12 protein-coding genes are annotated in these 14,539 nt (G+C 67.7%); 4 read left to right on the forward strand and 8 right to left on the reverse strand.

Annotated features, from left to right (window positions below):
- Nucleotides 1-13: 13 nt before the first annotated feature.
- From pheT to AC5Y6Y_RS03725, 4 genes are all read right to left on the reverse strand, one after another.
- Nucleotides 14-2,503, reverse strand: coding sequence for a phenylalanine--tRNA ligase subunit beta (pheT, locus tag AC5Y6Y_RS03710; protein ID WP_499929390.1), 2,490 nt, complete (start codon nt 2,501-2,503; stop codon nt 14-16).
- Nucleotides 2,503-3,546, reverse strand: coding sequence for a phenylalanine--tRNA ligase subunit alpha (gene pheS / locus AC5Y6Y_RS03715; RefSeq protein ID WP_499929392.1), 1,044 nt, complete (start codon nt 3,544-3,546; stop codon nt 2,503-2,505). The genes pheT and pheS overlap by 1 nt, the downstream gene beginning before the upstream one ends.
- Before the next feature lie 168 nt (nt 3,547-3,714).
- On the reverse strand, nt 3,715-4,527 hold the full coding sequence (locus tag AC5Y6Y_RS03720; RefSeq protein ID WP_499929394.1) for a rhomboid-like protein: 813 nt from the start codon (nt 4,525-4,527) through the stop codon (nt 3,715-3,717).
- A gap of 9 nt (nt 4,528-4,536) precedes the next feature.
- Nucleotides 4,537-5,445: an adenylate/guanylate cyclase domain-containing protein gene (locus AC5Y6Y_RS03725; protein WP_499919157.1), complete on the reverse strand. Its 909-nt coding sequence runs from the start codon at nt 5,443-5,445 to the stop codon at nt 4,537-4,539.
- A 204-nt stretch (nt 5,446-5,649) separates the two neighbouring features.
- Here AC5Y6Y_RS03725 and AC5Y6Y_RS03730 point away from each other — a divergent pair, with 204 nt between their 5' ends.
- On the forward strand, nt 5,650-6,705 hold the full coding sequence (locus AC5Y6Y_RS03730) for an oxygenase MpaB family protein (RefSeq protein ID WP_463825253.1): 1,056 nt from the start codon (nt 5,650-5,652) through the stop codon (nt 6,703-6,705).
- Here the strand turns inward: AC5Y6Y_RS03730 and AC5Y6Y_RS03735 are convergent.
- The 4 genes from AC5Y6Y_RS03735 to infC form a co-directional block, all read right to left on the reverse strand.
- Entirely contained in the window at nt 6,658-7,473 is an 816-nt protein-coding gene (locus tag AC5Y6Y_RS03735) for a TrmH family RNA methyltransferase (RefSeq protein ID WP_499929396.1), read from the reverse strand. The two genes, AC5Y6Y_RS03730 and AC5Y6Y_RS03735, sit on opposite strands and share 48 nt — an antisense overlap.
- 10 nt (nt 7,474-7,483) lie before the next feature.
- Nucleotides 7,484-7,873 (reverse strand): 50S ribosomal protein L20, encoded by a 390-nt coding sequence (gene rplT / locus AC5Y6Y_RS03740; RefSeq protein ID WP_463825251.1) that lies wholly within the window; start codon nt 7,871-7,873, stop codon nt 7,484-7,486.
- A gap of 79 nt (nt 7,874-7,952) precedes the next feature.
- Nucleotides 7,953-8,147 carry a 50S ribosomal protein L35 gene (gene rpmI, locus AC5Y6Y_RS03745; RefSeq protein ID WP_463825250.1) on the reverse strand — a complete coding sequence of 65 codons (195 nt, stop codon included), beginning with the start codon at nt 8,145-8,147 and terminating at the stop codon, nt 7,953-7,955.
- A gap of 42 nt (nt 8,148-8,189) precedes the next feature.
- Entirely contained in the window at nt 8,190-8,780 is a 591-nt protein-coding gene (gene infC, locus AC5Y6Y_RS03750) for a translation initiation factor IF-3 (RefSeq protein WP_463825461.1), read from the reverse strand.
- A gap of 349 nt (nt 8,781-9,129) precedes the next feature.
- On the opposite strand from infC, the gene lysX reads away from it, so the two are divergent.
- The 3 genes from lysX to AC5Y6Y_RS03765 are packed head-to-tail and all read left to right on the forward strand — an operon-like array spanning nt 9,130 to nt 14,507.
- Nucleotides 9,130-12,510, forward strand: coding sequence for a bifunctional lysylphosphatidylglycerol synthetase/lysine--tRNA ligase LysX (gene lysX, locus AC5Y6Y_RS03755; protein WP_499929398.1), 3,381 nt, complete (start codon nt 9,130-9,132; stop codon nt 12,508-12,510).
- A gap of 46 nt (nt 12,511-12,556) precedes the next feature.
- On the forward strand, nt 12,557-12,805 hold the full coding sequence (locus AC5Y6Y_RS03760; protein ID WP_499929400.1) for a hypothetical protein: 249 nt from the start codon (nt 12,557-12,559) through the stop codon (nt 12,803-12,805).
- Entirely contained in the window at nt 12,798-14,507 is a 1,710-nt protein-coding gene (locus AC5Y6Y_RS03765; protein WP_499929402.1) for a serine/threonine-protein kinase PknH/PknJ, read from the forward strand. The genes AC5Y6Y_RS03760 and AC5Y6Y_RS03765 overlap by 8 nt, the downstream gene beginning before the upstream one ends.
- Nucleotides 14,508-14,539 lie beyond the last annotated feature (32 nt).

The following is a 14,539-nucleotide window of genomic DNA, read 5'->3' on the forward strand; positions in this document are numbered from 1 at the left end:
AGCAACCATGTAATCAACCGCGCAGAACGGCGCCGACCCGCTCGGCCGCTACCCGCACCGCCGCGTCCCGCGCCGCGCTCGCGTCGTCTTCGGTCAGCGTGCGGTCGGGCGCGCGGAACCGCAGCGCGAACGTCAGCGATTTGCGGTCGTCGCCGAGTTGCGCACCGACGTAGACGTCGAACAGTTGAATGTGTTCGAGCAGTTCGCCCGCACCTGCACGGACGGCGTCCTGCACCGCCTGCGCGGGCACGCCGGCGGACACCACCAGGCTCAGATCCTGGAACACAGCCGGGAACGGTGACACCCGGGGGGCCGGCAGCACCCCAGCGGTGGGGATCGCGTCCAGGTTCAACTCCAGCGCGCAGGCGCCACGCGGGAGGCCCCCGCGCTCGATGACGGCGGGATGCAACTGCCCGGCGTGACCGATCAGGGTGTCGCCGATAAGCACTTCAGCGCATCGACCCGGATGCCACGGCAGGTACTGCGTCGCCCGCAGCGTGACCTCGATTCCGCTGGCGCGCGCAATGATCCGCACCGCCTCGAACGCGTCGGAGGCTTCGACGGCACGACCCGGCCCCCACGGGCCGCGCGGCTCGCGCAGCCCCGCCAGTACCGCGGCGACATGCTGGGGTTGCCGCGGCAGCGACGCGTCCAGTGCGGCGATCTCGGCTGTCGTGGGCCGGCGATCGACCGGGATCAACCCGACGCCGCGGGTGTGCTCGGTGGGTTGCACCACCTGCGCGATCGCGAACAGCGCCAGATCGCCGATACCGCGGGATACGTTGCGGCTCAATGCTTCCAGTAACGCCGGCAACAGCGTGGTGGCCAGCTGCGGTCGGTCGGCTTCCAGCGGGTTGAGCACGTTGGTGGTGTTGCGGCGGGGGTCGTCGGCCGCCAACCCCCACACGTCGAATGCCCCGGCCGGCAGAAACGGCGTCGGCAGGATCTCGACGTAGCCGGACAGGGCCAGCGACTTGCCGACCGCACGGCGCCGCTGCTGTTTGGCCGTGAGCCCGCGACCCGCGGGCGCCGCCGGGAGCACCGACGGAATGCCCTCCAGGCCCTCCAGCCGCAGCACCTCCTCAACCAGGTCGGCGGGCTGCTGCAGGTCCGGACGCCAGCTGGGCGGCGTGACGGTCAGGGCGTCGCCTGCTGCGTCCACCCGGGCCCCGATCTGGGTCAGACGCCGCGCGGTGGTCCCTGGCGGGGAGCTCACCCCGGCGAAACGGTCGGGCAGGTTGGCGGGGATCGTGATCGGCGGACCGGCCCAATCCGCGACGGGTGGGTTGCCTCGCCAATCGGTCAGTGTGGGTTCGGCCGTTCCGCCGGCGATCTCCACCAGCAGTTGGGCGCAGCGATCCAATACGGCCACCGAGATGGCCGGGTCGACGACGCGCTCGTACCGGCGGGCGGCCTCACTGGGCAGATGGAGTCGACGCTGGGTGCGCGAAATCGCCGCCGGATCCCAGACGGCGGCCTCGAGCAGCACCTCGGTGGAGTCGGCACGGACCTCGGTGCTGGCCGCCCCCATGACGCCGCCGATCGCGGTGGTCGCGACGTCGTCGACGATCAGGACGTCGGCGGGTTCGAGCTTGCGCTCGATGTCGTCGAGGGTGACGACGGTTTCACCGGGCCGCGCGAAACGGACGGCGAAGCCACCGGTAATCCGGCTCCGGTCGTGCGCGTGCATCGGGTGGCCGAGTTCGAGCATGACGTAGTTGGTGACGTCGACGGCCGGTGACGTGGCCCGGATGCCGCACAGCAGCAGTCGTCGTTGCAGCCACCACGGTGACACCGCGACGGGGTCGATGCCGGTGACCGGACGCAGCGCGAAGCGGCGCACCCCGGTGGCGGGGTCCACCGTCAGCGGCCAGGCCTGCCCGTCGACCGGCAACGGCGCGACCTGCGCGGCGGGATCCACGAAGTCCAGGTCGTAGGCGCAGGCGATCTCGCGAGCCAGGCCGCGCACCGACATGGCGTACCCACGGTCGGGGGTGATGGCCAGATCGAAGACGACGTCGTCGAGACCGAGCACCGCCGCACCGTCGGCTCCGGGTTCGGCGGTTCCTGGAGGCAACACCAGGATCCCGGAATGATCTGTGCCCAAACCGAGTTCGGCGGCTGAACAGATCATGCCGTGGGAATTACGCCCGTAGGTCTTGCGCGCGGCGATGGTGAAGTCCCCGGGCAGGGTGGCCCCGGGTAGTGCCACGACAACCAGCTCGCCGACCGCGAAATTCGTTGCACCGCAGACAATTTCCTGATGTGCATCGGCGCCGACATCCACCAGACATGCCCGGATGGGTTTCTTGAATCCGGTCAGCTCCTCGATCTCGGCCACCCGGCCCACCCGCAGCGGCCCGTCGACCGGGCCGAGCGTGTACACCTCTTCGACCTCGTGACCCACCCGGACCAGCGCCTGCTCCAATTCAGCGGAGCTGACCTCCCAATCCGGGGCACCGGCGCGGACCACCTCGCGCAACCAGCTGTACGGAACCCGCATCAGGCACCTACCCCGAACGGCAGCGAGAACCGAACGTCGCCTTCGACCATGTCGCGCATGTCGGGAATACCGTTGCGGAACTGCAGGGTTCGCTCCAGACCCATCCCGAAAGCGAACCCGGAGTAGACCTGCGGGTCGATTCCTGCGGCGCGCAACACATGTGGATGCACCATGCCGCAGCCGCCCCACTCCACCCAGTCCGCGCCGCCCTTCTTGCCCTCGAACCACACGTCGACCTCGGCGGAGGGTTCGGTGAACGGAAAGAAGTGCGGGCGCATCCGGGTCCGGGCCAGCGACCCGAATTCGGCGCGCGCGAACGCGTCCAGAGTGCCGCGCAGGTGCGCCATGGTCAGCCCGCGGTCCACCGCCAGACCTTCCACCTGGTGGAAGACCGGCGTGTGGGTGGCATCGAGTTCGTCGGTGCGGAAGGTGCGCCCGATCGAAATGATGTACACCGGTAATTCCCGCTCCAACAGCGTGCGCACCTGAACCGGGGAGGTGTGGGTGCGCAGCAGTTGCCGCGAATCCTCCGGCGCGATGTAGAAGGTGTCCTGTTCGCTGCGGGCGGGGTGGTCCGGCGGGAAGTTCAGCGCGTCGAAGTTGAACTGCTCGGTCTCGACCTCCGGCCCCTCAGCCAGCTCCCAGCCCATCGCGACGAAGGTGTCGGCGATGTGCTCGGCCAGAATTGTGATCGGGTGCCGCGCACCGGTCGGCTGCCGCGTCGACGGCAGCGTGACGTCGATACGCTCGGCGACCAGCACGGCCGCGTCCCGCTCGGCGCGCAAAGCAACCAGGCGCTCGTCGTAGGCGCGCTGCGCCTCCCCGCGCGCGATGTTGACGCGTTTGCCGGCGTCGGCGCGTTCATCCTTGGGCAGTGCGCCCAGCGCTTGCCGGGCGAGCGCGAGCGGTGACCGATCGCCGAGGTGTTCGGTCTTGGCGTGCGCGAGCGCATCCAGGCTGGCGGCGGCGGCGATGGCTGATCGCGCGGCCTCAAGCGCCCGCGTCAACGCATCCGGCGACAGATCGACGGGTTGGTCACCCACGCGACGGCACTCTCCTTGCTGACGGGGCTGGTTGGCCACTACCCCGTGCGGTGGGCCCAAACGCGGCCCGCATCAGCGGCGATGAGGTTTGCGACACGGGTATGACGCAACTGCCGATCATAAGTCATGCGACGTTGTGTCAGAGATCACCACAGCGCGCGCCGATCGTCAGGCGCTGACCCCCGGCAGTGGCTGGTCCAGGGCGCCCGCGGCCACGGGCTGCGGCGGTGTCCCGGGGCTGAACCGACGAGCCAGGAGGTGGGCCGCCACTGCACCGATCACTCCCAGCACTGCGCTGATGGCCATCCCGACCATGCTGTGCGCCAGGACCAGGAAGCCGAAGCCCGCAGAATTGAGCAGCATCAGGCAACGCACCGGCGTCCAGCGGGCGGGCACCCGGAATCGCAGGCCGATCGACATGCCCAGGATCAGGGCGATGGCGTGGCCCGCGTTGGTGAACTCCCCGCCCACGACGGCCGCGGACAGGCCGACCGCCAGCCACCAGACGATCCACGCCGGCCGCCGGGAACGCGGGATTGTCGCGGTCAACCCGCCGAGCACCGCCAGCGCGCCGTAACTCATGCCGACGTCGCTGGCTCGGGTGATCGACCACGGCATCCAACCCTCTTTGACCGCCGCCGCCAGCGCTGCGGCGACCAGCAGCGTCGCACCGATGTGGCCGATCAGGAAGGTGGTTACCAACCGGAGGGAGTGCAGCTGCAATTCGGCCAGGACAAGCAAACAGGTCAGGAACGGCAGCCAGAAATACAGTGGACCGGCCTCCACGACGAACGCGCTGCCCAGCAGGGTTCCCAACCGCCCGTGCGCGAGGTTGTGCAGGTTGGTGCTGGCGTGACGGATGATCCGGTCGTGCGCCTGCGGGCTGATGACCAGCATTATGGTGCTCACCGCGAACAGGATCGCCACATAGCCCGCGCTGATACGTACGCGGGACAGTCGGGCGAAGATTTGGGCAAACATCAGCTCCCACTATGCCCGGGCGTTTGTCTCATCCGTGTTATCACCGGCTGACAAGTCCCTGCCAGTCTTGAGGCGATAGATCGCCAAGTCCGGCGGGATACCGGTGAGTTTGCTGGAAAACATCGGTCGGCGCGCTCGCCGCGCGGTGACACCGAGTTCGTCGAGCTCGCTTTGCGGGATCAGATCCAGAGTCGGGCTGGAGATCATGACGCCGCCCTTGGTCGCGCGTTCCATCACCCGCGCGGCGATGTTGACGTCGACGCCCAGCCAGTCCGAGCCCAGCCGCTGCGGCCTGCCGGTATGGATCCCGACCCGCATACGTGGCGAATAACCTTGAACCTCAACGTCTTTGATGGCCTCCTGAGCGGCCATCACCGCCCTGACCGCGGTGCCGGGACGCCGGAACACGGCCATGATGCCGTCGCCCATCCGCTTGACGATGTGGCCGCCCGCGTCGAGCAGCGGGGATTCCACCGCGCGGGCCACCTGCCGCAGCAACGTGAGGGCCGCGTCGTCCCCGGCTTCCAGCGACCAGGTGGAGTATCCGACCAGGTCGGTGAACACCAGCGTCACTTCGGGGTTTGCCGGACGTCGCGAGACGGCCTCGGTCATCGCCTGCCAGACCTGCAGCACGCCCAGACTGACTTCGCGGGACGCGGCGTCGCGGTCCCCCAGCAGCCGGTCGGCGGCCCGCGCGGCGGCACTGGGCCCGCCCTCGCCGGCGGTGGACAGCGGATCGCCGAACTCGGGGTCGCCGGGCAGCAACCGCCGGGCGCGCTTGACGAACCCGACCACACCGGGGCTGCGGTTGGTGCTGCTCAGCCATTTCGCCGGGGACCGTCGCCGGGGGGCGTCTTTGACCGCTGTCGCGGTGTCGCCGGAACCGCGGGACTGCGGTTCGTCTGGCCCGTCCTCCACTCGGCCAGGTTAGGTGCTCGCGGCTCACCCCGGCAACGAGGTCCGTGCCACACGTGTTGAAGAATGAGGCAAATGCGCTGATCACGCGGTTGCGGCGGGGCTATGGAGAGTCCATAACACAGATGCGACACATATGTTCAAATCGTGGACAACGCGTGTTGTCAACGCTTATCGTGAGGCCACATTGGCGCTTTGGAGGCCGTGATGACTGCCACATCGACGACAGCGGCTGACCCTCTCGGGCCCGACTCGCTGACCTGGAAATACTTCGGAGACCTACGCACCGGAATGATGGGCGTCTGGATCGGAGCGATCCAGAACATGTACCCGGGGCTGGGTGCGGGGGTCGAGGAGCATTCGATCCTGTTGCGCGAACCGCTGCAACGGGTGGCTCGGTCGGTCTATCCGATCATGGGAGTGGTCTATGACGGCGACCGGGCGTCGCAGACCGGCAGCCAGATCAGGGGCTACCACGCGACCATCAAAGGCGTCGACAACGCGGGCCGGCGCTATCACGCGCTCAATCCGGAAACGTTCTACTGGGCGCACGCCACGTTCTTCATGCTGGTGGTCAAGGTCGCCGAGTACTTCTGCGGCGGGCTGACCGAGGCTGAGAAGCGTCAGCTGTTCGATGAGCACGTGCAGTGGTATCAGCTGTACGGGATGAGCATGCGTCCAGTGCCCAAGTCATGGGAGGAGTTCCAGGAGTACTGGGAGCGGGTTGGCCGCGAGGAGCTGGAAATCAACCAGGCCACCTTGGACATCTTCAACATCCGGATTCCGAAACCGAAGTTCGTGCTCATGCCCACGCCCGTATGGGACCAGATCTTCCGACCGCTGGTGGCGGGTCAGCGCTGGATCGCCGCGGGCCTGTTCGAGCCAGCCGTCCGGGAGAAGGCGGGCATGCATTGGACGCCCGGCGACGAAATTCTGCTGCGGGTGTTCGGCAAGGTCGTCGAGTTGGCGTTTCTGGCCGTGCCCGACGAGATCCGGCTGCACCCGCGCGCGCTGGCCGCCTACCGTCGCTCGGCAGGACAGATCCGCAGCGACGCGCCGCTGGTCGAGGCACCCCGGTTTGTGGCGCCGCCGCGCGACCGGCGCGGCCTACCGATGCATTACTTCCCGCCGCGGCCCAGCACCCGGCTCCCCTCGCCGCTGGACCCGGCCCGCGCGCTGATGGAACGCGCGGGATCGCTGATGCACAGCACGCTGTCAATCGCGGGCTTGCGGCCCTCCCGGGGACGCACCCGCGCCGCGTAACGCACGCGAGCTCTGATACAGGCAGATCGCTGCCGAAGCTGCGACGTTGAGGCTCTCCGCTCCCCCGGACATCGGGATATGCACCCGGTGGTCGGCCCGTCGGGCAATGTCGGTCGGCAAGCCGTGGGATTCCGGGCCGAACAACCACGCCGTCGGCTCGCCCAACAGTGCACCGGCGTCGTCGAGCGAGGTCTCGCCGTCGATCGTCGTCGCCAACACCTGCAGACCGGCCGCCCGCAATCGGGTCAGTACCCCGGCCGCGTCCGGGTCGACGGCGACGGGGACCGCGAAGATGCTGCCGGTGGAGGCGCGCAAGCACTTGCCGTTATAGGGGTCGACGCTGTGGCCGGTGAAAATCACCGCAGCCGCGCCCATCGCGTCAGCGATCCGGATGAGCGTGCCCGCGTTGCCGGGTTCGCCGAGGTCCACGGCGACCGCCACCAGCCGAGCGGACGTGCCCAACACCTCGTCCAGCCCGGTGTCCGGGATCCGGCAGACCGCGACCAACCCGGACGGGGTGACGGTCTCGGACAACGCCTTGGCGGCCCGCTCGGTCACCAGGTGCACCGGCACCTGCGGCCCGTTGAGCAAGCCTTCGTGGCGCCGTGCGGCGTCTTCGGTAACGAAGATCTCCCGGATCAGACGGCGCGCGAGCGCCGCCTCGACCAGGTTCGGGCCTTCGGCCAGGAAAAGTCCCGCCCGGCGGCGGCCGACCTGGCGGTGCAACTTCACCGCGGCGACCACCCGCGCCGAGCGTTCCGTGAGCACGGCCGGCAGGTTAGGCAGCTTCTCCCGACGGGGCGTTGACGTCCCCGGGCAGCGCGGCGCGGGCCACCTCGACGAGCGCGGTGAACGCGGCCGGATCGGTGATCGCGATATCGGCGAGGTTCTTGCGGTCCACCTCGACACCCGCTGCCTTCAGACCCTGAATCAGCCGGTTGTAGGTGATGTCGTTGGCACGTGCTGCGGCGTTGATCCGCGAGATCCACAACTTGCGGAACTCGCCCTTGCGGGCGCGGCGGTCACGGTAGGCGTAGTTCAGCGAATGCAGCTGCTGCTCTTTGGCCTTGCGGTAGAGCCGGGATCGCTGACCGCGATAGCCCTTCGATGCCTTCAGGACGCTGCGCCGCTTCTTGTGGGCGTTGACCGCCCGCTTTACGCGTGCCATGGGGGTTCCTACTCTCGTTCAAACGTGATCGGTCGGGGGCTGACGCCAGCCCGAGGTCGGTGGATGGGACGACGCGCGGTCAGCCGTTGAGCAGCGAGTTGATCCGCTTGGCGTCGTTGGGCGACACGACGGTGCGACCGTCCAGTCGCCGGGTGCGCTTGCTCGCCTTGTGCTCGAGCAGGTGCCGGCGGTTGGCTTTCTGGCGGACGATCTTCCCGGTGCCGGTGCGCCGGAACCGCTTCGAGGCCCCGCTGTGGGTCTTGGCCTTGGGCATGATTCTTCGGTTCCTTCTGGTTCTTCGAGGTTGTACTGGCAGTTAGTTGGCCGACGGCGTGTCGTCGTCGGCGGGCACGGCGCCCGGCTCGCCGTCGTGGCGCGCCTTGGCGCGGGTCTTCGCGCCGCGGTGCGGTGCCAGCACCATCGTCATGTTGCGGCCGTCCTGCTTGGCCGACGTTTCGACGAATCCGTATTCGGCGACGTCGGCTCCCAGACGCTGCAGCAGTCGGTAACCCAACTCGGGCCTGGACTGCTCGCGTCCGCGGAACATGATGGTCACCTTGACCTTCGAGCCGGCTTCGAGGAAGCGGACCACGTGGCCCTTCTTCGTCTCGTAGTCGTGGTCGTCGATCTTGGGTCGCAGCTTCTGTTCCTTGACGACGGTCTGCTGCTGGTTCCTGCGCGATTCGCGCGCCTTCTGCGCCGCCTCGTACTTGTACTTGCCGTAGTCCATGATCTTGCAGACCGGTGGTCTGGCGTTCGGAGCAACTTCGACAAGGTCGAGATCGGCGTCCGCGGCGACGCGAAGTGCGTCTTCGATACGCACGATGCCTACCTGCTCTCCGCCAGGGCCGATCAATCGAACTTCAGGCACGCGAATGCGCTCGTTGACGCGGGTCTCAGTGCTGATGGGGCCTCCCTCGTTGGCTGCTATTCCACGCGGCCCAGGCCGGTACCGGGCCGGGAACAGCGGAGGGGACACCAACCATCAGCAAAAAAGCCCTGCAGCAGCAGGGCCCAATGCCGACCGGTCACGGCCTGAAATCACTCAAACCGCCCGCGCCGAAACGCAGAACAGACATCTCGGAAAATGCCTGTGACCGGACCGGATAACCTGCAAACTGGCTCAGACGCCTGCTCGTGGTCACCGGTGGGAGTGGGACTCCACTTAACGTTCCCTGGCCGTGGCCGGGATGGTCGCAGCAGTCAGTCTAACAGCAGTAATGCGTGGGCTCGGCAACGCGCCACTTAGCGAGGGGATGGCATGCTCAGGATTTTCCCGGTCTCAACGAATATCCTCGCCGTCTGTGACACTCACTAAGGCTCATTCGGCGCGCCGGGCGCGTTCCCGGTACCACTGGCTGCCCGCCGCAGCCGGCTGGACGGTCGGCGTGATCGCGACCGTATCGCTGCTGGCCAGCGTCTCGCCGCTGATCCGCTACCTGATCCACGCGCCGCGGGTGTTCATCAACAGCTACCTGTTCAACTTCCCCGACACCAGCTTCGCCTGGTCGTTCGTGCTGGCCCTGCTGGCCGCGGCGCTGGCCGCACGCAAGCGCATCGCCTGGCTGGTGCTGCTCGGCAACATGGCGGTCCACGCCGTGCTGAACGCCGCCGACATCGCCGCAGGTGGAAACACCCCGGCTGAGGCGTTCGGCGAGAACCTCGGCTTTGCCTTCCACGTGGTGACGATCGTCCTGCTGGTCTTGGGCTACCGGGAGTTCTGGGCCAAAGTGCGCCGCGGCGCGCTGCTGCGGGCGGCCGCGGTGCTGGTGACCGGTGGTGCGATCGGCATCCTCGCGTCGTGGGGCCTGGTCGAGATGTTCCCCGGCAGCCTCGCGCCCGGCGACCGGCTCCCTTATGTCGTCAACCGCGTGATCGGCTTCGGCGTGGCCGATCCCGAACTGTTCACCGGGCGCCCGCACGTCTTCCTCAACGCGATCTTCGGGCTCTTCGGCGCCTTCGCGTTGATTGCGGCGACGATCGTGCTGTTCATGTCCCAGCGCGCCGACAATGCCCTGACCGGCGAGGACGAGTCGGCGATCCGCGGGCTGGTCGAGTTGTGGGGCAAGAACGACTCCCTGGCGTACTTCGCCACCCGCCGTGATAAATCAGTGGTTTTCGCCCCCAGCGGGCGCGCCGCCATCACTTATCGGGTCGAGATCGGTGTCTGCCTTGCCAGCGGCGACCCGGTGGGCGACCCGCGGGCGTGGCCGCAGGCCGTCGAGGCCTGGCTGCAGCTGTGCCAGACCTACGGCTGGTCCCCGGGCGTCATGGGTGCCAGCTCGGCGGGGGCGCAGATCTACCGTGAGGCGGGACTCAACGCGCTCGAGCTGGGCGACGAGGCGATTCTGCGCCCCGCTGATTTCAAGTTGTCCGGACCCGACATGCGGGGGGTGCGTCAGGCGGTGACGCGGGCGCGCCGGGCCGGGCTCAGCGTTCGCATCCGGCGCCACCGCGACATCTCCGAAGAGGAGATGGCGCAGACGATCGCCCGGGCAGATGCCTGGCGCGACACCGAAACCGAGCGTGGTTTCTCCATGGCACTGGGCCGGCTCGGTGATCCGGCGGACGCCGACTGCCTGCTGGTGGAGGCCATCGACCCCAACCACCAGGTGGTGGCAATGCTGTCGATGGTGCCGTGGGGCAGCACCGGCGTCTCCCTGGACTTGATGCGGCGTTCTCGCCAGTCCCCCAACGGCACCATCGAGCTGATGGTCAGCGAGTTGGCTCTGCGTGCCGAAACCCTTGGTATCAACCGCATTTCGCTGAACTTCGCCATGTTCCGGGCGGCGTTCGAACAGGGCGCGCAACTCGGCGCCGGACCGGTCGCCCGGTTGTGGCGCGGGCTGTTGGTCTTCTTCTCGCGGTGGTGGCAACTCGAGACGCTCTACCGCTCCAACATGAAGTACCAGCCCGACTGGGTGCCCCGTTACGCCTGCTATGACGATGCCCGGTTGATGCCGAAGGTCGGTGTCGCTTCAGCGCTGGCCGAGGGTTTCCTCTCGCTGCCGTTCACCCGACGCGACAAGGTGCACACCGGCCACCATCCCGCCGTGCCGCAGCGACTGGCGGAGTCCGGGCTGTTGCACCCCGATGGCACCGCGCCGGACATCAGCGGCCTGCAAGTCGACGACCTACCCGAGACCGAGGACGGCCGGCGGCGCCAGCCCGAGCAGGTGCGGGTACGCCTGGCGAAGCTGAAGAAACTGCGCGACAACGGCATTGACGCCTACCCCGTAGGTGAGCCGCCGACCCACACCGTCGTCGCGGCGCTCGATGCCGACGACGAGACCAGTATTTCGGTGTCGGGCCGGATCTTGCGAGTGCGCAATTACGGTGGCGTGCTGTTTGCGCAGCTGCGCGACTGGACCGGTGAAATTCAAGTGCTGCTGGACAATTCCCGTCTGCAACAGGGTCGTGCGGCTGATTTCAACGCCGCGATCGATCTCGGTGACCTGGTGGAGATGTCCGGCCACATGGGTTTCAGCGACAAGGGCACCCGGTCCCTGATCGTGACCAGTTGGCGTCTGATCGGGAAATGCCTGCGACCGCTGCCGGATAAGTGGAAGGGACTGACCGACCCCGAGGCCCGCGTGCGGACCCGCTATGTGGACCTGGCCGTCAATGTCGAATCGCGCGACCTGATCACCTCGCGCAGCGCCGTGCTGCGTTCGATCCGCGAGACGCTGTTCGCCAAGGGTTTCATCGAGGTCGAGACACCGATCCTGCAGCAGGTGCACGGTGGAGCCACCGCCCGCCCGTTCGTCACCCACATCAACGCCTACATGATGGACCTGTTTCTGCGCATCGCCCCGGAGCTCTACCTCAAACGGCTCTGCGTGGGCGGCGTGGAACGGGTCTTCGAACTCGGCCGGGCGTTCCGCAACGAAGGCGTCGACTTCAGCCACAACCCGGAATTCACCCTGCTGGAGGCGTATCAGGCGCACGCCGACTACATGGTCTGGGTCGACGGGTGCCGTGAGCTGATCCAGAACGCCGCCGAGGCCGCCAACGGCGCCCAGACCGCGATGCGGCCCCGAAGCCAGGATGACTCGGTCAGCTCGGGCGGGCTCGAGCCGGTCGACATCTCGGGAGTCTGGCCGGTCAAGACGGTGCACGACGCGGTTTCCGAAGCCCTCGGCGAGCACATCGACGCCGACACCAGTCTGGCCAAGCTGCGCAAGCTGTCCGACGCCGCCCGCATCCCGTATCGGGGGTACTGGGACGCCGGCGCGGTGGTGCTGGAGCTCTACGAGCACCTCGTTGAGGACCGCACCGAGAAACCCACGTTCTACACCGACTTCCCCACCTCCGTGTCCCCGCTGACCAGACCGCATCGCAGCAAACGCGGTGTCGCCGAACGCTGGGACCTGGTGGCGTGGGGGGTCGAGCTCGGCACGGCCTACAGCGAACTCACCGATCCGGTGGAACAGCGGCGACGCCTCGAGGAGCAGTCCCTGCTCGCCGCCGGCGGCGACCCCGAGGCGATGGAGCTCGACGAGGACTTCCTGCAGGCGATGGAATACGCGATGCCGCCCACCGGCGGGCTGGGCATGGGCGTGGACCGGGTGGTGATGCTGATCACCGGGCGCAGCATCCGCGAGACGCTGCCCTTCCCGCTGGCCAAGCCGCATTAGCTCGTGATCCGGATCGCCGACAACCGGGGCAAGTAACCTATCGGGCATGCCCGAGCAACCGTCTGCTCCCGACGCCGAGCCACCGTCCGACGTCGGCTACGACAAGTCCGGCGTGCCGACCTTCGACTCGGTGCGGGAGAAGATCGAAAACCGCTACGGCGCCGCCCTGGGCGCCGAGGAACTCGCAGCCGAGACGGCCGAGGGCCGCTCCGTCGCAGACGAGTACGAGCAGCGCCAGCGGGCCGCCGCCCAGCGCCTGGCGCAGATCCGGGAGTCGATGCGCACCGATGAGTGACACCGTCCCGACCTCGCGCGCGGGTCTGCAGTTCGGACCCTACCGACTCGGACGACTATTGGGACGCGGTGGCATGGGCGAGGTCTACGAGGCCCATGACACGGTCAAAGACCGCACTGTCGCGCTCAAATTGATGTCCCGGGAGTTGAACTCCGATGCAGTATTCCGCAGGCGCATGCAACGCGAAGCCCATACCGCGGGGCGTCTGCAGGAACCACATATCGTGCCGATCCACGACTACGGCGAAATCGACGGCCAGCTGTTCATCGACATGCGCTTCATCGAGGGCGAGGACCTCGGATCGCTGCTGAAGCGCACCGGCGCACTGCCGCCGCCGCGTGCAGTGGCGATCATCACCCAGGTGGCGGCCGCGCTGGACGCTGCGCACCGCGCCGCGGTCATCCACCGCGACATCAAACCGGAGAACATCCTGATCACCGGCGACGACTTCGCCTACCTGGTCGACTTCGGAATCGCCGCCGCCGCAACGGATCAGCAGCTCACCAGGACAGGGACCGCGGTCGGCAGCTGGCGTTATATGGCACCCGAACGGTTCTCCGACGACGAGACCACCTACCGCTCCGACATCTACGGCCTGGCCTGCGTGCTCTACGAGTGCCTCACCGGTGTGCCGCCGTACCAGACGCAGAACCTCAGCGCCCTGATGGCCGCGCATTTGATGCAACCGATCCCGCAGCCGAGCCGGGTGGGCCGCGGCGTGCCGAGGGCTTTCGACGACGTGATCGCGCGCGGCATGGCCAAGGAACCCGAGGCCCGCTACCCGACCGCCGGAGACCTCGCCCGCGCCGCCAACCACGCGCTCAGCGCGCCGGACCAGGACCGCGCAGCCACCATGATCGCCCACAGCCAGCACTACGGTCCGCCGCCCAGCGGTCCGGTGCCCCAGCACTGGCCGGCGCCACCGCCTCCACCATGGCAACCGGCCCCGCAGCGCCGACGCTGGCTCATACCCGCCGCCGCGCTGGTGGTCGTGCTGACCCTGATCGGTGCCGGCAGCTGGGTCGCCGTGAACCGCAACGACAGTAGCGGCGGGCCACCGGTAAGCCGTGAGACCACCACCGCCACCAGCACCGCCACAATTGCCACCACAACCTCGGCGGCACCGACAGTTACTGCTGCACAACTAGATTCGTTGCTGCTCAGCCCAACGGAGATCGACGCGCTGGTATTCACGACGGGCATCGTCGTCGACCACAACGTGACGGAGATGAAGGACCCGGGACCGGAGAACTCGTTGTCCGATGAACGATGCCTCGGGCCGCTCATCGGTTATCAGACGCGGACCTACAAGAGCAGTGGTTACACCGGGATGCTTGCGCAACTCTTGAAGAAGCCGAATTCCGATCCGGGCTACGTGGTGGTGCAGGGCGGGGTCATCTTCGCCTCGGCCGACCAGGCGCTCGCATTTGTCGCTGGTCAGGCGGAGTCGTGGCGCTACTGCGCCGGCAAGACCGTGACTCAGGTCAACCAGGGTAAGACCTCGCAGTGGACGTTCCGGGACGTCAGCGGCACCCCACCGTCTATCGCGATGCAGCGCACGCTGGCCGGCAGTTCGGTGATCTGCCAGCACGTGCTGAACGCGGCGTCCAATGTGGTCTTCGATGTCAACGTCTGCGCACCCGCAACCGTCAACCAGGCCAGGCTGATCGCCAATCAAATGGCCGCCAAACTACCCCAGTGATCCTGAGCTCTCGCTGACCGGGCTGAGTCACC

The sequence above is a fragment of the Mycobacterium sp. NGS24 genome (genome assembly GCF_059813065.1).